This window comes from Micromonospora sp. CNZ303, assembly GCF_004345505.1.
Map to the genome: position 1 here is coordinate 40987 of NZ_SLVT01000018.1, position 18912 is coordinate 59898.

The window sequence follows — 18912 nt, forward strand, 5'->3', positions numbered from 1 at the left end:
CATCGGGCCGGCCGACCTCCAGTGGGCGGACTACGTCAGCTCACCACCGAGTACTTCTGCCAACCCGTCGCGAGCACCTCCGGCGCGGAGAACGTGGTCGAGGGCCGCTCCGCATCGAACTTGCCGTTGTGCAGGTGGACGACGAGCGTGCCGTCGGCGCGTACGGCCAGCAGGTCCGGGCGGCCGTCGAGGTCGATGTCGGTCACCGTGATGTGCGCGAACTCCTGCCAGCCCTTGCCGAGCGTGAACCACTGACCCTCGCCCCGCCACCAGGGGCCCTCCCCGGAGGTGTCGTGCGCGAACTCGTACAGGTCGAGGTCGCCGTTGGCGCGGCGGACCAGCAGGTCGGGCCGGCCGGTGCCGGTGACGTCGGCCATCGCGAGCGGGAAGTCGTCGACGTCGATCGTGACCAGGCGGTGCGCGGTGCGGTCGTACGTCTCGTTCTGCGTGACCTGACGCTTGTTGAAGAACGCGTCGACGTGGCCCGCGTCCTGCTCGCGGCCGAACATGTCGTCGCAGCCGTCCAGGTCCACGTCGGCGATGCCGAGGGTCTCCCACTTCTTGTCGTCGCGGGCACCGGAGATGCGGATCGGCTCGCCGAGGGTGTCGAGACCGTTCAGCCCACCCCTGTTCGGATAGAGGAAGATCCCGTGCGTCTCGTTCATGTGCGTCATGCTGACGCCGATGACGTCGGCGTAGCCGTTGCCGTTGACGTCGATGGGACGGACCATCCCGTGGTGGCGGTACGGATGGAAGCCGGTGCTGATCAGCACGGGCTCGTCGTATGTTGCGGCACCACGGAAGCTGCCGCTGTGCGGGAAGACCAGCAGTTCACCCGTGTCGTCGTCACGGGCCATGATGTCCAGCCTCCCGTTCCCGTTGAACGAACGGCAGTGACCATTCCCGCCCATGCGTGCCACGAACTACCTCCCCGTACACCCCGAAACACGACAGTCCGATCATTACGAACAGGGACTGGGGGTGGTAACCCCTACCCGCACCCCTCACCACCCGCAAGACGGCGATCGACAGGCGAGATCGACATGCGACAAAGCGACCTACGCCTATCGGCGCCGATCCATGCCCCTATCGCCGATCACGGGCATTAGGGGGCCGATCGAAGAAGGGGAGCATGCGACTTTCGCCACCTCGCTTTCTGTCACTTGAAGTAGAGGCCGCGGCCCGAGCGGCCCGCCGCGCGGAACCGTCGGGCGGGGCGGGCGCACAGGCAGGGCCGGCCGGAGCGCGCGCGGGGGCCCGGCCGGACGAGCCGGCCGGGCCCCGAGGGTTGGTTCCGGGTCAGCCGCCGAGGCTCGCCGCCGCCGAGGCGATCGCCGGGGCGAAGGTGCTCACCTGGGTGTAGACGCCGGGGTAGGAGGGCCGGGCGCAGCCGTTGCCCCAGCTCACGATGCCGACCTGGATCCAGGCGTTGCTCGCGTCGCGCCGGAACATCGGGCCGCCCGAGTCTCCCTGGCAGGTGTCGATGCCGCCGCTGGCGTAGCCGGCGCAGATCTCCTCGTTCGCGATGATCTGGCCGCCGTAGTAGGAGTTGCAGGTCGCGTCGCTGACGAACGGCACGCTCGCCTTGCGCAGGTAGCGCTGTTGCGCGCCGCCCTCGCGGGTGGCGCCCCAGCCGGCGACCGTGAAGGTGCCGTTGTCGTACGCGGTGCTGGTGGCGATCTTCAGCGTCGGGAGCGTGGTGACCGGCGTGGCCAGCCGGATCAGGGCCCAGTCCTTGCCGTTGCCGTTGTAGCCGGGCGCCCGGTAGACGTAGTTCGAGCGCACCTGGATCCGGCTCGACGACTGGAGGTCCACGACGCCGAGGGTGGCGGTGATGCTGGTGTTCGTACCGGTCCCGCCGACGCAGTGCGCGGCCGTCAGCACCAGGCGCGGGCTGTAGAGGGAACCGCCGCAGCCCATGGAGAGCCGGACCATGAAGGGGAACTCGCCCTGCGCGGCCAGCGTTCCGCCCACGACGTACGGGGTCACCTCGGGCCCGGGCTTGGCGGAGGCCGGAACAGCCAGGACGAACGAGCCGGCGGTGACCGCCACCAACGCGGCGGCCAACCGGCCGACGAGTGTGCGCCAACGGACCATGGGAGCCTCCCGAACCCTCGCGGCGGGCCGAGGCGGCGCGCCGGAAACCGATGGCGGGAGCCTATGGATATCTATCGATGGATGGCAATGCCCCGACACATCCCGCGTCGGTCATACCGCAGGCGACCAGGATTCGGCGCGCCGGACGCACATCGCCCGTTTTGCGCCGGGACCGCCCGGGTACGGGCCTGGACATGGACACGAACACGAAGGCACACCTCGTTGGCGGACCCCGGGACGGCAGCACCATCGACACGGGCGGCGACGCCCTGCTCGAGGTGGAGATCGACGGCATGATGCACCGCTACGTCCGGACCACGAAGCAGCACGGCGAGGACGGCACGGTCTACAACTACGACGGAATGGTGGCGCCGGACGGCGGGGAGCCCGGCGTCGAGGACCCGGCGGCCCGGGTGGCCTCCCCGAAGGCCGACTCGGAGGGCCACGGCGGGAAGCACTGAGCTGCGGATCAGCTCCGGCCGGGCGCGGATGAACCGCGGCCGGCCGGGTAAGCAGCCGGCGACCTGGTGGAACGACCGGAGGTCGCGAGACGCCGCGACCGGGCGCGCGGGCGGGCGGCGCAGGCCGGCCCGCCCGGGCGTACGGTCAGTTGTTGCTGATCCAGTTCCAGGCCGACACGACCCACTCGGTCTGCTGGAGGTAGGCGATCCCGAGACCGGCCAGGAAGACCGCCGTCACCAGGTGCGCCCCGCGCGCGCTGCGCCGCACCCGGCCCAGCTGCCGCTCCAGCACCACCCGGCCGAGCAGCCGGGCCAACGCGAAGAGGCCGACGGCCACCAGCAGGCTCAGCAGGAAGATCAGGAACGGGCCGCCCAGGTTCCCGCCGCCCGAGATGGCCCAGATCCCCCAGCAGACGAAGGCGAAGAGCGCGCCGGCCGCACTCCACTCGCCGCCGCGCTTCAACTGCTCGACGTGCCAGCTCAACGGGCGGCGCGGGGCCGGCGCGTTGGGCCACCCGGTGCCCGTCGGCTCGTGCTCGACGACGGGGAACGGCTCGGTACGCGTCGTACGGGACTGCCCGACCGAGGCCACCCCCCGCTGGTACGCGTCGCGCTGCGGCGGCACCCCGGCACCGGGCTGCGGCGGCACCTCGACGGTCCGCTCGGCCCACGGCTGCGTCTGGTCGACCATCTCGTCCCCTCCCCTGGACCGACGGCAACCACCGGCCGCCGTCCGTTCCGAGGGTAGCCAGCCCGCAAACCGGTCGCCGAGGCCGCACCCGGGCGCGGGCCCCGATCCGCTGGCCACGGCGGCGCCGGCCGACCCGGCGTGCGCCGACGACCGGGTCGTCGTGACCGAGGTCACCGGCCACTCCGCGCGCCATACGCGCCGAACCCGCGAGCCGAGGCCGGACCCGCGAGCCGGCACCGCACCCGCGAGCCGGCACCGCACCCACGAGCCGGCACCGCACCCACGAGCCGGCGCCGGATCCACGAGCCAGCGCCGATCGGGCCGGGGCGGTACGGTCGGCTGATGGGTGACACGGAGCGACGCCGACGCCGGGTACGGCACCCGAGCAGTGACGCGGGCGCGACGGGGGGCCCCAACGCGACGACCGCCGGGGTGCACGACGGCCCCGAGCCGCCGCGTGCCCGCCGGGGCGGCCCGGGTGACGAGGGCGACCGCGGCCTGCGTGGTCTCGTCGGCCCCGGCTCCTCCCAGGTGAGCGTGACCGCCGCGATGCGGGCCCGCGACGCCTCCCGCCCCACGGACGAGGACCTGGCGGCGGCCGAGGAACGCGTGGTGATCATCCGCCGCAACTGGACGCCCCGCGAGGACCTCCCCCGCCGCTGACCCACGACCCTGGCGGGAACCGCCGGGCAGGGGACACGGCGGTCAGGGCAGCGTGGGGAGCTGGCGGGTGCTCTCGTAGCCGGCCACCTGGGCGATCCGGCGGGCGTGCCGCTCGTTGCCCGAGAACGGGGTCGTCAGGAACGCCTCGACGATGGCGGTGGCCTCGTCCAGCGTGTGCTGGCGGGCGCCGACCGCGACGATGTTCGCGTCGTTGTGCTCGCGGGCCAGCTGGGCGGTGTCGATGCTCCAGGCGAGGGCCGCCCGGACGCCGGCCACCTTGTTCGCGGCGATCTGCTCGCCGTTGCCCGAGCCGCCGATGACCACTCCGAGGCTGCCCTCGTCAGCCACCACCCGGTCACCGGTGTGCAGGCAGAAGGCCGGGTAGTCGTCGTCCGGGTCGAAGGCGTGCGGGCCGACGTCGACCACGTCGTGCCCCTCCTTGGTCAGGTGGTTGACCAGGTGCACCTTCAACTCGAAACCGGCGTGGTCGGATCCCAGGTAGACGCGCATACCGCGCAGTCTGTCAGGCGCGCCTCCGGGACGACGCGCGGGCGGCGTCCCGGAGGCGGATTCGTCACAGGGTCAGCGGGACAGCTCGGCGACCACCAGGCCGCCGCGGGCCTTCGGGGTGAACCAGGTGCTCTTGCGCGGCATCTTCTCCCGCGCCAGGTTGACCGCGACGAAGTCGTCCACCGTCACCGGGGCGACCAGCACCGCCAGCTCGGCCCGGCCCGCGTCGACCTCGCCGGTCAACCAGCTTGCCGGGTAGTCGCCGCCGACGTAGGTGATCCGCTTGTCGCCCGGGTCGAGCCCGAGCGCGTCGCGCAGCAGCAGCCGCTCGACCAGGGCGTGGTCCAGGTTCTCCAGCCGGTTCTCGCCTACGTGCGGCAGGGTGACCGCGTACCCCTGGCCGGAGAGGCGGAGGTGCACGGTGCCGCCGGCCGCCGGGACCTCGACCGGGCCGTCGATCGGGCTGATCTCCGCGCCGGCGGCGCGGAGCCGGGCGAGCAGGTCGTCGGCGGTCGTGGTCAGCTCGCTCACCAGCCGGTTGTAGGGCTGGATCGCCACCGACGCCGGGGTCGTGATGACCGACAGGAAACGCGGCAGCCCGCCGGTCTGCGCGGCCAGGCTGCGGTGGTTGCCGTCGGCGACGACCAGTTCGCCGCCGCCCGCCAGGGCGGTCAGCTCGTCCTGGCGCGGGCCCGGCCCGAGCAGCCAGATGGCGTGGGTGCGCCCGGCCTGGTCGGTGTCGGTCGCCGCCGGCGCGCCGGCGGCGTCGGTCGCCGCCGCGAGGGCGGCGTGCAGCTCGTCGCCGCGCCCGGTCTGGAGCAGGAGTACGGGCGACAGCAGGTGCCCCAGCGCCTCGGCGAGCGCCACCCGCTCCCGCACCTTCGCGATGAAGACGTCCTCGTTGCGGATGACCAGGCCGGGCTCGTCGGCGCGGGTGGAGATCTGGTCGGTGTCCACCATGGCGAAGAGCCCGTACGCGTTCTCCTCCCCCGGCGCGCTGATCCGGTAGAGGACCACGACCTGCTCGGCCGGCGTGTAGCTGCCGTCGGCCTTGGCCTCGGCGAGCCGGGTCACCGCGTCCGGCAGGGCGTCGAGGAAGGACCTGCCCAGGCTCTCCGGAGCCCGGTGCGGCATCTCGATGCCGAGGGCACTGTGCGGGTTCGCCTCGATGATCGCGGTGATCTCCGCGTCGTCGGCGAACTCGTCGTAGTTCTGCGCGCCGGTGCCGCCAGTGGTGATCCAGGCCCGGGCGATCGGATGCACGACCGTCATGTGCGGAGACGCTACCGGCGACGCGAGTCCCGCCGGCGCGGGACCCGCGCGGGGTCCACCAGATGAAAGAGCTACCGGGGCGGGGCGCCGGATTCAGGCGGTGCGGTCGGACTGTCCCGCAGCCCTGCGGTGCCGGCCGCCCGGCGTGGGGCCGCCCGCCGGTCGCCGGCCCGGCACGCCCGGCCCGGCGGGCACGATCCGCCGGGTCCCGCTCGGCGCGGCCGGCACCGGCCGGTGCTCGGCCGGCGGGGTGAGCCGGGAGGTGGCCGGCACGCGGGCGACGCCGACCACGATCGGCGGGGCGAGCAGGTCCACCATGTGGGCGGGAAGGTCGGGACGGACCGCCGGCCAGCGGGAGTCGTCGACCGACCAGTACGCCGCGTCCGGGCGCTCGGTCACCCCCTCCCGGGTCGACGGGTCGTCACCGGGCACACGGTGCTTGGCCATCGGAACTGCCTCCACGAGCTGCGGGTGCGGCCCTGCGGGTCGCTGCGGCGGACACCCGGGCCAACGATCCCGCCGCCACCCCGGTGACGCCCCCGCCCTCCCCCGGGCCCCGCGTCACCGCCGCCGACCAGGGGGTTCACGACGCGAACCCCCTGATCGGTCCGGGAGGCGCCCACGATGGGGCCGAGCGAAGGAGCGGTTCAGTCGAAGATGGGGTCGCGGTCGCGGGTGCGCTTCAGCTCGTAGAAGCCCGGGGTGCCGGCGACCAGCAGGACGCCGTCCCAGAGCCGGCCGGCGGCCTCCCCCTTCGGCGCCGGGGTGACCACCGGGCCGAAGAAGGCGACCGTGCCGCCGTCCGGGCCGGGCGCGTGGATCACCGGGGTGCCGACGTCGGTGCCGACCGGACGCATGCCGGCCTCGTGGCTGGCCCGCAGCGCCTCGTCGTGGGCGGTGCCCTCGGCCACGTCGGCCAGCGCCGGGTCGAGCCCGACGTCGGTCAGCGCGGCGACGAACAGCTCCCGCGTGAGCTTCTCCTGCCCGAGGTGGATCCGGGTGCCGAGGGCGGTGTAGAGCTTCCGGACGGCGTCCTGGCCGTACCGCTGCTCGACGGCGATGCAGAGCCGCACCGGGCCCCAGCCGGTCCGCATCAGCTCCTGGTACTGCTCCGGCAGCTCCCGGCCCTCGTTGAGCACCGAGAGGCTCATCACACGGAACCGGACGTCCACGTCCCGGACCTGCTCCACCTCCAGCAGCCAGCGGGAGGTGATCCACGCCCACGGGCAGAGGGGGTCGAAGAACATGTCTACGGCGGCACGCTCGCTCACGGCTCGTCCCTTCGAAGAACGGGGGTGCGCCGGCCTCCCGGCGCCTCCTGCGATCTTCACCCCAGCGGGTATCGACCGACAGCGGAATGAGAGCGTGACCTCGCCCACCACAGGGTGTTCGTGCATGGAAGACTCGAATCCGGCCGTCACGAGCGGTCGATGACGGCGCCACCAAGGCGTGCGGCGAAACGGGATGGAGACGAAAAGTGCCGGGAGTGCGCAACCTGACGCAGGTCGAGGCCACGGAGCGGGCCCGCCTGCTCGACGTGACCGGATACGACATCAGTCTGGACCTCTCGTCCGCCGTACGGGCGGCGGCCGAGGCTCGCACCTTCCGTTCGAGGACCGAGGTGCGATTCCGGTGCGCGGAACCCGGCGCGAGCACCTTCATCGAGCTGGCCGCCGACTCGGTGCGGTCCGCGACGCTGAACGGGACCCCGGTGGACCTGGGCGACTGGTCGGCCGAGAAGGGCCTGACCCTGTCGGGACTGGACAGCGAGAACACGCTTGTCGTCGAGGCGGACTTCGCGTACTCGAACAGCGGGCAGGGCCTGCACCGCACCGTCGACCCGGTCGACGGCGAGACCTACCTCTACAGCCAGTTCGAGACGGCCGACGCCCAGCGGGTCTTCGCCTGCTTCGACCAGCCCGACCTGAAGAGCGTCTACACCTGGCACGCCACCGTCCCGGACCACTGGAAGGTGGTCTCGAACATGCCGGTGGAGCGGGAGGAGGCGGCGGGCGAGGGGCTGAAGACGGTCCACCTCACCACCTCGGTGCGGATGAGCACCTACATCACCGCCCTCTGCGCCGGGCCGTACCACGAGGTGCGGGACAGCCACGACGGCATCGACCTGGGCGCGTTCTGCCGGGCCTCGATGGCGCCGCATCTCGACTCGGACGACCTCTTCCTGGTCACCAAGCAGGGCTTCGACTTCTTCCACGAGCAGTTCGGCGTGCGCTACCCGCTGCCCAAGTACGACCAGCTGTGGGTGCCCGACTTCAACGCCGGCGCCATGGAGAACTTCGGCTGCGTCACGCACGCCGAGTCGCACTACCTCTTCCGCTCGCAGGTGACCGACTACGAGTACGAGCAGCGGGCCAACACGATCCTGCACGAGCTGGCGCACATGTGGTTCGGTGACCTGGTCACCATGCGCTGGTGGAACGACCTGTGGCTCAACGAGTCGTTCGCCGAGTGGGCCAGTCACTGGTGCAACACCCACGCCACCCGCTTCACCGAGGCCTGGACGACGTTCCTGTCCATCCGCAAGAACTGGGGCTACCGGCAGGACCAGCTCTCCTCCACCCACCCGGTCTACTGCGAGATGCCGGACCTGGAGGCGGTCGAGGTCAACTTCGACGGCATCACCTACGCCAAGGGCGCGAGCGTGCTCAAGCAGCTCGTCGCGTACGTCGGTGAGGAGCCGTTCCTGGCCGGCCTGCGGGCCTACTTCGCCAAGCACGCCTGGGGCAACGCCACCTTCGACGACCTGCTCTCCGAGCTGGAGACGGCCTCCGGCCGGGAGCTGCGCAAGTTCGCCGCCCAGTGGCTGGAGACGGCGCAGGTCAACACGCTGCGGCCGGAGCTGACGATCGGCGCGGACGGCACCTACGAGCAGGTGGTCGTGCTCCAGGAGGCGCCCACCGCGCACCCGACGCTGCGTACGCACCGGATCGGGGTGGGCCTCTACGACCTGACCGACGGTCGGCTGGTCCGCCGCGAGCGGCACGAGATCGATGTCGCCGGCGAGCGGACCGAGCTGACCGCGCTGCGCGGCGTGCCCGCCGCCGACGTGCTGTTGCTCAACGACGACGACCTCACCTACACCAAGCTGCGCCTCGACGAGCGGTCGATGTCCACCGTGGTGCAGCACATCGCCGGCTTCGAGTCGTCGCTGGCCCGCGCGCTGTGCTGGACCGCCGCCTGGGACATGACCCGCGACGCCGAGCTGGCCGCCCGCGACTACGTGGCGCTGGTGCTGGCGGGGCTGCCCGCCGAGACCGACATCAACCTGGTCAACGCCGCCCTGCGCCAGGCCAAGACGGCGCTCACCTTCTACGCCGACCCGGCCTGGGCGCCGACCGGCTGGGCGGAGCTGGCCCGCACCGCGCGGACGACGCTGGCGGCGGCGGAACCGGGCAGCGGCTTCCAGCTGACCTGGGCCCGCGCGTACGCCACGGCGGCCCGCTCGGCCGAGGACCTGGCCACCCTGCGCGGCTGGCTGGCCGGCACCGGCGTTCCGGCCGGCCTGTCCATCGACACCGAGCTGCGCTGGGCGGTGCTGGGCGCGCTGGTCGCCAACGGCGCGGCCGGTCCCGCCGAGATCGAGGCCGAGCTGGCCGGGGACCGCACGGCCAGCGGCGAGCGCGAGGCCGCGTACGCGCACGCGCTGGTGCCGACGGCGGAGAACAAGGCCGCCGTGTGGGCCGAGCTGACCGGCCCGGAGTCGCTGCCGAACTGGCGCAACCGGGCGCTGTTGCAGGGCCTCATCCACCCGGCGCAGGTCGAGCTGACGGTGCCCTACCGCGACGCGTACTTCGCCACGGTGGACCAGGTCTGGGGCAGCCGGGACAGCGAGCCGGCGCAGGAGTTCGCGCAGCTGGCGTACCCGGCGTACCTGGTGGACGACGAGACGGTGGCGGCCACCGACGCGTGGCTGGCCGGCGACGGCCACTCGGCCCCGCTGCGCCGGCTGGTGGGCGAGGGCCGCGACGGAGTCGTCCGCGCCCTGCGGGCCCGCGAGCGGGACGCGCGCAGCGCCTGACGTACGCCCGACACGCTGAAGCCCGGTCCGCGGCGCGGACCGGGCTTCACCGTTGGATGTCGGTCGGGTTCGGGTCGGTCAGCCCTTGCCGGCGTGGCTGGCGAGCTGGTCGAGGCCGTTGATGATGCCGCCGGCCAGGTCGCCGCCGCCGAACGCCGCCACCATCGACAGCGCGGCGAGCCGGGCGTAGGTGTCGGGGATGCGCTTGCGGGCGTGCCGGCCGGTGACGATCTCCAGCTGCCGCTGGTTGGGCGACACCGCGATCAGGACCGACCGGTCGGGCTCGGCGAGCTGGCGGTGCAGCCGCTCGGCGTGCTCCCGGATCGGCTCGTCGAGGCCGCCGACGAAGACCGAGAAGACCAGGCCGGTGCCCTGGTCGGCCAGGCGCAGGGCCTCGTCGATGCGCAGCAGCTGGCGGGTCGAGAACGGCCCGTCCAGCACCTCGGGCGGGTTACCCGTCCCGGCCTGCTTCTCACCAACGGTCACTTGCGCCTCCGGTTCCACCGGCCGGCGCCTCGATGCCGGCCTGCTCCTGCTTGCGGCTGGTCAGCGCCGGCGCCTGCGCGCCCGCTGCCAGGGCGGTGCCGGCCGAGTCGGCCAGCTGCTCCGGCCGGCCCAGGAACCAGACCGGAGTGAAGTCGAAGGACCGGCCCGGCCGGTAGCGCTTGGCGCCGCCACCGCCGCCGCCACGGCTACCGGCGTACGCCAGACCGGCGATCACCAGCACCGCGGCCGCCGGGATGCCGACGAAGACCAGCAACGTCTCGGTTACAGACAATCCCAACGCCCCCAGGCGGAAGAAGAGACCTCAAGGATCCGGGTCGGGTGGACGATCATGGCGCCGACCTCCCGACACCGCTGCCATTCACGTTAGCGGAGCCCACGGCCCGCCAGATTGCGGGGTGGCGATCCCATCCGCCACTGGAGTGCTCCAGTTGCGCAGCCGTGGCGATCAACCTCGCGTCGTCGCCGTACCGGCCGGTCAGCAGGACCCCCACGGGCAGCCCCTCGGCGGTGACGCCCACCGGCAGGGACACGGACGGATCACCCGTGACGTTGAACACGGCGCAGTACGGCGAGAACCGGCGCTGCCGGTCGAAGTCCTCGGCCGGGTCGCCCCCCTCGGCGAACCAGCCCAGTGGCGCCTGCGGCGCGGCGAGGGTCGGGCAGAGCAGCAGGTCGCAGCCGGCGGTGCGGCGCACCCCGAGGCGTACCTGCGCCTGGAGTTCGCCGAGCGTGGCGGTGAGGGTGCCGGCGGAGATCTCCGCGCCCCGGGCCCGCAGGTGGCGGGTCAGCGGCAGCAGCGCGCTCTCCCGCCCGTGCGGCACGGGCGCGAGCGCCAGCACGTACCAGACGATCTCGAACAGCGGCCACACGGCGGGCCCGAGGGGCGCGGGGACCTCGACCACCTCGTGGCCGGCGGCGGTGAGCAGCGCCGCCGCCCGGTCCACGGCGGCCAGGCAGTCGGGGTGCACCGGCTCGTCGGCGAGCATCGGGGCGGTGAACCGCCCGACGCGCAGCCGCCCCGGGTCGGCCGCGCGGGCCGCGCCGAGCCAGCCGTCCGGGGGTGGGACAGGCGCCAGGTAGGGCTCGCCGGGCACCGGCCGGGCCAGCACGTCGAGCAGCGCCGCCACGTCGGCGACCGTACGCCCGATCGGGCCGTTGGTGGGCAGGCCGAAGGCCCCGGAGCCGACCGGCCCCCCGGAGACCAGCCCCCGGCTCGGCTTGTAGCCGAGCAGGCCGCACAGCGACGCCGGGATGCGCAGCGAGCCGCCGCCGTCGGAGCCCTGGGCGACCGGCACCAGCCCGGCCGCGACGGCCGCCGCCGCCCCTCCGCTGGAGCCGCCGGCGGTGTACGCCAGGTCCCACGGGTTGCGGGCCGGCGGCGCGACCAGCCCTTCCGAGTAGAGCGAACAGCCCAGCTCGGAGGTGGTGGTCTTGCCCAGGCTGACCAGCCCGGCCTCCGCCATGAACCGGACCACGTCGGCGTCCACGGGCGGCACGAAGTCGGCGAACGCCGCCGAGCCGAAGGTGGTGCGCACCCCGGCGGTGAGGGTCAGGTCCTTGATCGCGGTCGGCACGCCGTGCAACGGGCCGCGCTCGTCGGCGGGGACGGCATCGGCGGCGCGGGCCGCCGCGCGGGCCCGCTCGCCGGTGACCGTGACGAACGCGCCGACGGTGTCGCCGAGCGCGTCGACCCGGGTCAGGTGGTGCTCGACCAGTTCGACGCTGGACAGCTCGCCGCCGGCGATCGCGGCGGCCTGCTCCAGCGCGGTCAGGTCGTGCGGCTCGGCCATTCCCTCATCCTGCCCGCCCGGCCGCCGGCGTGCCGTACGACACGGCCGGGCGGCGGTGCGACGAGCGCCATATCCCCCCGGACATGACCACATCGGGATGACCGGCCACCGGCACCCGGCACGCAGGATGGACCCGATCGATGGCGATCACCGTCCACGCGGTGGCCCCCGCAACGCCGCCACCGACCCCCACCCCCGCAGGGAGCGTCGCCGTGCAACCTCTACCCGCTCTGCACCCCGTCCCCCGCCGCCGCTGGTCCTCGCGCGCCACCCGTCCGCTGCTGGCCCTCGCCCTGGTCGGCGCGAGCCTCGCCGCCGCCCCCGCCGCACCGGCCGGCGCCCGGGACCTGCCTACGGCCGCGCCACTCGCCGCCAACCCCTACGAGCGCGGCCCCGCGCCCACCGTGGCCAGCATCGAGGCCACCCGGGGCCCGTTCGCCACCGCGCAGACCACCGTGGCCGCCAGCAGCGTCAGCGGCTTCGGCGGCGGGACGATCTACTACCCGACGAGCACCGCCGAGGGCACCTTCGGCGCGGTCGCCATCTCCCCCGGCTTCACCGCGCGCCAGACGTCGGTCGCATGGCTCGGCCCCCGCCTGGCCTCGCAGGGCTTCGTCGTCATCACCATCGACACCCGGTCCGTGTACGACCAGCCGGCCAGCCGGGGCACCCAACTGCTGGCCGCTCTGGACTACCTGACCAACACCAGCACCGTGCGCACCCGGATCGACCGGAACCGGCTCGCCGTGATGGGTCACTCGATGGGCGGCGGAGGCAGCCTGTCGGCGGCCAGCACCCGGCCCGCGTTGCAGGCGGCGATCCCGCTGACCGGCTGGCACACCCAGAAGAGCTGGTCCACGGTGCGCGTACCGACCCTGGTCATCGGGGCCGAGAACGACACCGTGGCCCCGGTCTCGTCGCACTCGGAGCCGTTCTACACCAGCCTGCCGGCCACTCTGGACAAGGCGTACCTGGAGCTGAACGCGGCGAGTCACTCCGCGCCGACCTCGGCGAACGTGACGGTGGCCAAGTACAGCATCTCCTGGCTCAAGCGGTTCGTCGACGACGACACCCGCTACGAGCAGTTCCTCTGCCCGGCCCCGCGGGGCTCGGCGATCGAGGAGTACCGGGACACCTGCCCGCACTCCTGAACCCCATGCTCCGGAGCCGTCGCGCGCACTGGGGGCCGCGACGGCTCCGGATTCCACCCGCCGGGCGGCGCGGGGCCCCTCGGGGACCGCGCCGCCCGGACGCGGCTCAGGAGCGGGTGCCGAGGAAGCGCAGCGCGTTGCCGCCGAGCAGCAGGTCGCGCTGCTCGCCGGTGAGGAAGTCCGCCTCGCGCACCACCCGGCCGACCGGCCGCTCCCCCAGCGGGTACGGGTAGTCGCTGCCGACGAGCACCCGCTCGGCGCCCATCGTGTCGACCAGCAGCCGCAGCGCGGGCGCGGAGAAGACCACCGAGTCGACGCAGAACCGGTCGACGTACGAGCTGGGCGGGGCGGTGGAGGCGCCGCGTACCAGGTCGCCACGGCGGTGCCAGGCGTTGTCGGCGCGGCCCAGCCAGAACGGGAAGCTGCCGCCGCCGTGCGCGAAGCAGATCCGCAGCGTCTCGGGCACCCGGTCGAAGACGCCGCCGAGGATCAGCGCCAGCACCGACAGGTGCGTCTCGGCGGGCATCCCGGCGAGCCAGCGGGCCATCCACCGGTCCAGCCGGGGGCCGCCCGGCATGTCCCACGGATGCACGAAGACCGGCGCGCCCACCTCGGCGCAGTGCGTCAGGAACTCCACGATCCCGGCGTCGTCCAGGTCGCGGTCGCCGACGTGGTTGCCGATCTCCACCCCGGCGTGCCCGGCCGCGAGGCAGCGGTCCAACTCGGCGCAGGCCGCCTCCGGGTCCTGCAACGGCACCTGGCAGAACGGCACCAGCCGGTCGCCACCGGCGGCGGTGACCTCCAGGGTGCGGTCGTTGAAGATCCGGGCCACCTTCACTGCCTGGTCGGCGGGCCGGTCGTAGCTGAAGAAGACCGGGGTGGGCGACACGACCTGCACGTCCACGCCGTCGGCGTCCATGTCGCCGAGGCGGGTCGGCGCGTCCCAGCACTCCGCCCCGACCGGGCGGAACTCCGCCTCCCCCACCATGATCATGGCCGCCCGCTCTGAGTCGACCCGCAGCCAGGGCCAGCCGGACCCACCGCACGCCGCGCCGAGGTCCGGCCACCCCTTCGGTACGACGTGCGTGTGCACGTCGACCACGGGAGGCCGCGCCGGCCCGGGCCCGGCAGGCATCAGCCCTTACCCGGGTGCAGCGCGCCGCAGTTTCCGCAGGTGCGGGCGGCCTCGTCGGCGTAGAACGCCTGGAACACCGGGGGCAGGTCGGCGGCGATGTCGCGGACCTGCAACTCCACCTCGTGCACCTTGTGCCCGCACTCGGCGCAGTACCACTGGAACTTCTCCAGCGTGCCCTCCTCGCGGACCCGCTCCACGACCACGCCGATCGAGCCGGCCTCGGGCCGCTGCGGCGAGTGCGGGGTGTTGCGCGGCAGCATCCACATCTGACCCTCGCGCACGTGCACCGTACGCGGCCCCTCCGGGGTCATCAGGTTGACGTGCATGTTGCCCTTGACCTGGTAGAAGAACTCCTCGTACGGGTCGACATGGAAGTCGGTGCGCTGGTTGGGCCCGCCCACCACCATCACGATGAAGTCGTCCCCGCCCGGGAACATCTCCTTGTTGCCGACCGGCGGCTTGAGCAGGTGCTGGTTCTCCGCGATCCAACCGGGGAAGCTGAACGGCTCCGCGATCTCACTCACGACTGACCTCCTGACGGAAGAAGGGCCACGGCCTGAATCTCGATGAGCAGGTGCGGGTGGGGTAGCTGGTGCACGGCGACGGTGGTGCGGGTGGGGCCGGTGGCGTCGAAGTATTCGGCCCAGACCTGGTTGTAGCCGCCGAAGTCGTTCATGTTGACGAGGTAGGTGGTGACCTGCACGAGGTCGCTCAGGTCGGCGCCGACTGTCTTGAGCAGGTCGGCGATGTTGTCGATGACGGCCCTGGTCTGCGCGCGGATGTCCAGGTTCGTCGTGCCCAACTCGTCGACCTGCACCCCGGCGAAGGTGTTGTCGGGACGGCGGCTGGAGGTGCCGGAGACGAACACGAACCCACCGGCGACCTTGACGTGCGGGAACGCGCCTCGGGGTACGGCCTTGCCGGCCACGACGTGCGCCTGTGCGCCCCTGCCCTGGCCGGCGCTCGTGCCCTGGTTCGCGGGCGTGTCCTGGTTCGCGGTCGTGCTCTCGTTCGCGGTCGTGCCCTGGTTGGCGGTCATGCCGACGCTCGCAGGGAGGTGGTGCCGAGGTGTTCGACGACGGCGCGCACGTGGGCGCCGGGTTTCAGGGGCACGGCGGCGGTGGCGGCGCCGGCGAGGAACACCCAGCCCTCGCGTAGGCGTACGCCGTGGCGGCCGGCGAGGCGGATGCCTTCGTCGAGGGCGCGGCGGGGATCGCCGAGGATCGCGGCGGTGGAGCCGACCTGCGCGACGCGTCCGTCGATCTCCAGCAGCACCCCGAGGTTGTCCAGTCCGTCGGGGACCGGAGACCAGGGGCCGATGACGAAGGCGGCGGCGGAGGTGTTGTCGGCGATCACATCCGGCAGGGAGAACGTGAAGTTGGCGTAGCGGGAGTCGATGACCTCGATCGCCGGGGCGACCGCGCGCACGGCGTCGGTGAAGTCCCCGACCGGCTCGCCCGGCTCGGGCAGCCGGTCCAGCAGGAACGCCACCTCCGGCTCGACACGCGGGTGGATGAACCTGGTCGAGTCGAGGGTGCCGCCGTCGGGGACGCGCATGGCGTCGGTGAGCCGACCCCAGATGACCTCGTCCACACCGACCTGCGCCATCTTCGCCTTGCTGGTCAGGCCCATCTTCAACCCGATCAGCCGCTCACCCCGGTCGAGACGACGCTGGATCAACGCGGTCTGCACCCCGTACGCGCCATCCACGTCCAGACCCGTCTCCGCAGCAAGCTGCGGGATGGCGGTGGCGGTGTCGGCCGCCACGCCGAGGCGCTCGGCGATACCGACAGTGTCCGGCCCGATCATGATGTCTCCTTGCCGGCGAGGTCCAGTGCCACGTCCACGATCATGTCTTCCTGCCCGCCCACCATGCGGCGGCGGCCCAACTCGACCAGGATCGAGCGCACGTCGACCCCGTACTTGTCCGAGGCCCGCTCCGCGTGCCGCAGGAAACTCGAATACACCCCCGCGTAGCCGAGGGAGAGGGTTTCGCGGTCGACCTGCACCGGCCGGTCCTGCAACGGACGCACGATGTCGTCAGCGGCGTCCATCAGCGCGAACACGTCACACCCGTGCTCCCAGCCGTGCAACTCCGCCACCGCGACGAACACCTCCAGTGGTGCGTTGCCTGCTCCGGCGCCCTGCCCGGCCAGGGACGCGTCCACCCGCACCGTCCGACCGTGCGCCGAACCCAGCGGCCCGTCACCGGCGATGCGCCCGTGTTCGACCGCGACGACGCTGTTGGCGACGCCGAGGGACAGGTTGTGATGCGCGTGGATACCAATCTGGGTTTCCGGTGCCAGCACCTGCCGGTAGGCGTCCACCCGCTGCGCCACATCGGACATCAGCAGCCGGCCGCCGGAATCGGTGACGTAGACGCAGTGCGCCCCGTACGACTCCATCAACTTCGCCTGCCCCGCCAGACCGGCGGCATCGTTCATGTGCGACATCATCAGGAACCCGGACACGTCCATGCCGTTCTCCCGCGCCCACGCAATGTGCTGCGCCGAGATATCGGCCTCCGTGCAGTGCGTCGCGATCCGCACACTCGTCACCCCGAGCGCCTTCGCCGCCTTCAAATCCGCGATCGTGCCGATCCCCGGCAACAGCAACGTGGTGAGCTTCGCGTTCGTCATCACCTCCGCCGCCGCCGAAATCCACTCGGCGTCACTGGCCGCACCATGGCCGTAGTTCACACTCGACCCGGCCAGCCCGTCACCGTGCGCCACCTCGATGGCGGCCACCCCGGCGGCGTCGAGCGCGGCGGCGATGGTGCGGACCTGCTCGACCGTGTAGCGGTGGGCGACGGCGTGCATGCCGTCGCGCAACGTCACGTCCTGGATGTACAGATCAGTCACGACAGCACCCCCGAAGCATCCTCGGAACGCACCGCCACCAGCCGCTCCGCCGTACGCAGGGCCGCCGACGTCATGATGTCCAGGTTCCCCGCGTACGCCGGCAGATAATGCCCCGCGCCCGAGACCTCCAGGAACACCGACACCTGCAACCCGCGCAGACGCCGACCCAACGACGGCACGTACCCATCGACCCGGTCGAACTGCACGTCCTGCTTCAACCGGTACCCCGGCACGTACTCCTGCACCGCCGCCACCATCTCCGCCACCGACCCGGCGATCGCCGCCCGGTCCGCGTCAGCGTCCTCACACAGGCAATAGACCGTGTCACGCATCAACAACGGCGGATCCGCCGGATTCAACACGATGATCGCCTTACCACGCTGCGCGCCACCGACCACCTCGATCGCCCGCGCCGTCGTCTCCGTGAACTCGTCGATGTTCGCCCGCGTCCCCGGCCCCGCCGACCTCGACGCGATCGACGCCACGATCTCCCCATAGACGACAGGAGTCACCCGACCGACGGCCGCGACGATCGGCACCGTCGCCTGCCCACCACAGGTCACCATGTTCACGTTGCGCTCGCCCAGGTGCTCGTCCAGGTTCACCGGCGGCACCACATACGGACCCACCGCCGCCGGCGTCAGATCCACCACCAACCGACCATGCGTTGCCAACACCGCGTCGTTACGCCGGTGCGCGCCCGCCGACGTGGCATCGAACACCAACTCCACATCCGCGAACTCCGGCATCGCCACCAGACCGTCGACACCCTCAGCGGTCGTCGCCACACCCAACCGCCGCGCCCGCGCCAACCCGTCGGAGTCGGGGTCGATGCCGACCATCGCCACCATCCGCAGCGACTCCGACAACCGCAGTACCTTGATCATCAGATCGGTGCCGATGTTGCCCGACCCGATCACCGCCACGCCGGTGGTCACGACGCCTCCTTGGAGAAGCACGTACGGACAGAGCCCAGGCCGGAGATCCGCGCCTCGTACGCCGCACCGGGAGTCACCGGCACCATCGGGCCGAGCGCCCCGGACAGCACCACATCCCCGGCGCGCAGCGGATCACCCGAGCGTGCCATCGTCTGCGCCAACCACTGCACCGCGTGCAGCGGATTACCCAGACACGCCGCGCCCGCCCCCACCGACACCGGCTCACCGCCGTGTTCGAGGACCATCCCGCACAACCGCAGATCCACATCCGCCAGCCGCCGTGGCGTCGTGCCGAGCACGAACAGGCCGCTGGAGGCGTTGTCCGCCACCGTGTCCACGATCGAGATGTCCCACCCCGCCACCCGCGAATCCACGATCTCGATCGCCGGCAACAGATGGTCGACCGCCCGGATCACGTCCGCGCCGGTGATCCGCTCGTCGGGCAGGTCCGCGCCCAGCACGAACGCGACCTCCGCCTCCACCCGGGGCTGGAGCAGCCGGCCCATCGGCACCTCGGCCCCATCGGGCACCGCCATGTCATCGAGCAGCACCCCGAAATCGGGCTGGAAGACACCGAAGCTCTCCTGCACCGCCCGCGAGGTCAGCCCGATCTTCGCGCCCACCCGCCGGTGCCCCCGCTGCAACCACTGCCGCACCTGAAGCTGCTGCACGAGGTACGCCGACGTGACGTCCCCCTCCGGCAGCAGCCGCCCGCGCAGCGGCGGACACGGCTTGCCGTTCTCCCGCGCGTCGACCAACTCCCGGGTCGCCGCCTCGTAATCAACGCTCATGTCGGC

Annotated in this window: 21 protein-coding genes; 4 read left to right on the forward strand and 17 right to left on the reverse strand. The window is 72.5% G+C overall.

Going from position 1 to position 18912, the window contains the following annotated elements:
• Positions 1-35 precede the first annotated feature (35 nt).
• Positions 36-911, reverse strand: coding sequence for an FG-GAP repeat domain-containing protein (locus EV374_RS24610; protein WP_486485947.1), 876 nt, complete (start codon positions 909-911; stop codon positions 36-38).
• Between the two features lie 388 nt (positions 912-1299).
• Positions 1300-2097, reverse strand: a complete 798-nt coding sequence (locus EV374_RS24615) for a S1 family peptidase (RefSeq protein WP_132239275.1) — start codon at positions 2095-2097, stop codon at positions 1300-1302.
• Between the two features lie 194 nt (positions 2098-2291).
• Between EV374_RS24615 and EV374_RS24620 the strand changes: the two genes are divergently transcribed.
• Positions 2292-2558 carry a hypothetical protein gene (locus EV374_RS24620; protein WP_132239277.1) on the forward strand — a complete coding sequence of 89 codons (267 nt, stop codon included), beginning with the start codon at positions 2292-2294 and terminating at the stop codon, positions 2556-2558.
• 145 nt (positions 2559-2703) lie between these two features.
• Here EV374_RS24620 and EV374_RS24625 read toward each other — a convergent pair whose 3' ends face one another.
• Positions 2704-3249: a cation:proton antiporter family protein gene (locus tag EV374_RS24625; RefSeq protein WP_132239279.1), complete on the reverse strand. Its 546-nt coding sequence runs from the start codon at positions 3247-3249 to the stop codon at positions 2704-2706.
• 342 nt (positions 3250-3591) lie between these two features.
• Between EV374_RS24625 and EV374_RS24630 the strand changes: the two genes are divergently transcribed.
• Positions 3592-3912: a hypothetical protein gene (locus EV374_RS24630; protein ID WP_132239281.1), complete on the forward strand. Its 321-nt coding sequence runs from the start codon at positions 3592-3594 to the stop codon at positions 3910-3912.
• 42 nt (positions 3913-3954) lie between these two features.
• Here EV374_RS24630 and EV374_RS24635 read toward each other — a convergent pair whose 3' ends face one another.
• The 4 genes from EV374_RS24635 to EV374_RS24650 all read right to left on the reverse strand — a co-directional run bounded on the left by EV374_RS24635 (position 3955) and on the right by EV374_RS24650 (position 6965).
• Entirely contained in the window at positions 3955-4422 is a 468-nt protein-coding gene (locus tag EV374_RS24635; RefSeq protein WP_132239283.1) for a ribose-5-phosphate isomerase, read from the reverse strand.
• A 72-nt stretch (positions 4423-4494) separates the two neighbouring features.
• A complete protein-coding gene (locus EV374_RS24640) occupies positions 4495-5694 on the reverse strand; it encodes a DUF1015 family protein (protein ID WP_132239285.1) in 1200 nt (399 codons plus the stop codon).
• Positions 5695-5787: 93 nt separating this feature from the next.
• A complete protein-coding gene (locus EV374_RS24645; protein ID WP_132239287.1) occupies positions 5788-6141 on the reverse strand; it encodes a hypothetical protein in 354 nt (117 codons plus the stop codon).
• Between the two features lie 200 nt (positions 6142-6341).
• Complete coding sequence (locus tag EV374_RS24650; RefSeq protein ID WP_132239289.1) at positions 6342-6965, reverse strand: DsbA family protein; 624 nt, start codon at positions 6963-6965, stop codon at positions 6342-6344.
• A 215-nt stretch (positions 6966-7180) separates the two neighbouring features.
• Here EV374_RS24650 and pepN point away from each other — a divergent pair, with 215 nt between their 5' ends.
• Positions 7181-9733: an aminopeptidase N gene (gene pepN / locus EV374_RS24655; protein WP_132239291.1), complete on the forward strand. Its 2553-nt coding sequence runs from the start codon at positions 7181-7183 to the stop codon at positions 9731-9733.
• A gap of 78 nt (positions 9734-9811) precedes the next feature.
• On the opposite strand, the gene EV374_RS24660 is transcribed toward pepN, so the two are convergent.
• From EV374_RS24660 to EV374_RS24670, 3 genes are read right to left on the reverse strand one after another with little or no spacing between them, the layout of a single operon-like run.
• On the reverse strand, positions 9812-10219 hold the full coding sequence (locus EV374_RS24660) for a DUF5130 family protein (protein ID WP_132239293.1): 408 nt from the start codon (positions 10217-10219) through the stop codon (positions 9812-9814).
• On the reverse strand, positions 10206-10511 hold the full coding sequence (gene ctaJ / locus EV374_RS24665) for an aa3-type cytochrome oxidase subunit CtaJ (RefSeq protein ID WP_449560154.1): 306 nt from the start codon (positions 10509-10511) through the stop codon (positions 10206-10208). Before ctaJ ends, EV374_RS24660 begins: the two co-directional genes overlap by 14 nt.
• Before the next feature lie 55 nt (positions 10512-10566).
• Positions 10567-12030, reverse strand: a complete 1464-nt coding sequence (locus tag EV374_RS24670) for an amidase (protein WP_132239295.1) — start codon at positions 12028-12030, stop codon at positions 10567-10569.
• Positions 12031-12242: 212 nt separating this feature from the next.
• Between EV374_RS24670 and EV374_RS24675 the strand changes: the two genes are divergently transcribed.
• Positions 12243-13181 (forward strand): poly(ethylene terephthalate) hydrolase family protein, encoded by a 939-nt coding sequence (locus tag EV374_RS24675; protein WP_486485938.1) that lies wholly within the window; start codon positions 12243-12245, stop codon positions 13179-13181.
• Between the two features lie 106 nt (positions 13182-13287).
• Here EV374_RS24675 and EV374_RS24680 read toward each other — a convergent pair whose 3' ends face one another.
• The 7 genes from EV374_RS24680 to EV374_RS24710 all read right to left on the reverse strand — a co-directional run bounded on the left by EV374_RS24680 (position 13288) and on the right by EV374_RS24710 (position 18906).
• Positions 13288-14316, reverse strand: a complete 1029-nt coding sequence (locus EV374_RS24680) for an amidohydrolase family protein (RefSeq protein WP_132239297.1) — start codon at positions 14314-14316, stop codon at positions 13288-13290.
• Positions 14316-14840, reverse strand: a complete 525-nt coding sequence (locus EV374_RS24685) for a 3-hydroxyanthranilate 3,4-dioxygenase (protein ID WP_132239299.1) — start codon at positions 14838-14840, stop codon at positions 14316-14318. Before EV374_RS24685 ends, EV374_RS24680 begins: the two co-directional genes overlap by 1 nt.
• Positions 14837-15244 carry a RidA family protein gene (locus tag EV374_RS24690; RefSeq protein WP_486485948.1) on the reverse strand — a complete coding sequence of 136 codons (408 nt, stop codon included), beginning with the start codon at positions 15242-15244 and terminating at the stop codon, positions 14837-14839. The genes EV374_RS24685 and EV374_RS24690 overlap by 4 nt, the downstream gene beginning before the upstream one ends.
• A 107-nt stretch (positions 15245-15351) precedes the next feature.
• On the reverse strand, positions 15352-16125 hold the full coding sequence (locus EV374_RS24695; protein ID WP_132239303.1) for a fumarylacetoacetate hydrolase family protein: 774 nt from the start codon (positions 16123-16125) through the stop codon (positions 15352-15354).
• Positions 16122-17177 (reverse strand): 4-hydroxy-2-oxovalerate aldolase, encoded by a 1056-nt coding sequence (dmpG, locus tag EV374_RS24700; protein ID WP_132239305.1) that lies wholly within the window; start codon positions 17175-17177, stop codon positions 16122-16124. Before dmpG ends, EV374_RS24695 begins: the two co-directional genes overlap by 4 nt.
• Positions 17174-18115, reverse strand: coding sequence for an acetaldehyde dehydrogenase (acetylating) (locus tag EV374_RS24705; protein WP_132239307.1), 942 nt, complete (start codon positions 18113-18115; stop codon positions 17174-17176). Before EV374_RS24705 ends, dmpG begins: the two co-directional genes overlap by 4 nt.
• Positions 18112-18906, reverse strand: a complete 795-nt coding sequence (locus tag EV374_RS24710; protein ID WP_132239309.1) for a fumarylacetoacetate hydrolase family protein — start codon at positions 18904-18906, stop codon at positions 18112-18114. The genes EV374_RS24705 and EV374_RS24710 overlap by 4 nt, the downstream gene beginning before the upstream one ends.
• Positions 18907-18912 lie beyond the last annotated feature (6 nt).

Bases quoted from the DNA above. Each gene is read 5' to 3' on its own strand.
- EV374_RS24610 (WP_486485947.1), bottom strand. From the start codon at position 911: ATGGGCGGGAATGGTCACTGCCGTTCGTTCAACGGGAACGGGAGGCTG.
- EV374_RS24615 (WP_132239275.1), bottom strand. From the start codon at position 2,097: ATGGTCCGTTGGCGCACACTCGTCGGCCGGTTGGCCGCCGCGTTGGTG.
- EV374_RS24620 (WP_132239277.1), top strand. From the start codon at position 2,292: ATGGACACGAACACGAAGGCACACCTCGTTGGCGGACCCCGGGACGGC.
- EV374_RS24625 (WP_132239279.1), bottom strand. From the start codon at position 3,249: ATGGTCGACCAGACGCAGCCGTGGGCCGAGCGGACCGTCGAGGTGCCG.
- EV374_RS24630 (WP_132239281.1), top strand. From the start codon at position 3,592: ATGGGTGACACGGAGCGACGCCGACGCCGGGTACGGCACCCGAGCAGT.
- EV374_RS24635 (WP_132239283.1), bottom strand. From the start codon at position 4,422: ATGCGCGTCTACCTGGGATCCGACCACGCCGGTTTCGAGTTGAAGGTG.
- EV374_RS24640 (WP_132239285.1), bottom strand. From the start codon at position 5,694: ATGACGGTCGTGCATCCGATCGCCCGGGCCTGGATCACCACTGGCGGC.
- EV374_RS24645 (WP_132239287.1), bottom strand. From the start codon at position 6,141: ATGGCCAAGCACCGTGTGCCCGGTGACGACCCGTCGACCCGGGAGGGG.
- EV374_RS24670 (WP_132239295.1), bottom strand. From the start codon at position 12,030: ATGGCCGAGCCGCACGACCTGACCGCGCTGGAGCAGGCCGCCGCGATC.
- EV374_RS24680 (WP_132239297.1), bottom strand. From the start codon at position 14,316: ATGCCTGCCGGGCCCGGGCCGGCGCGGCCTCCCGTGGTCGACGTGCAC.
- EV374_RS24695 (WP_132239303.1), bottom strand. From the start codon at position 16,125: ATGATCGGGCCGGACACTGTCGGTATCGCCGAGCGCCTCGGCGTGGCG.
- EV374_RS24710 (WP_132239309.1), bottom strand. From the start codon at position 18,906: ATGAGCGTTGATTACGAGGCGGCGACCCGGGAGTTGGTCGACGCGCGG.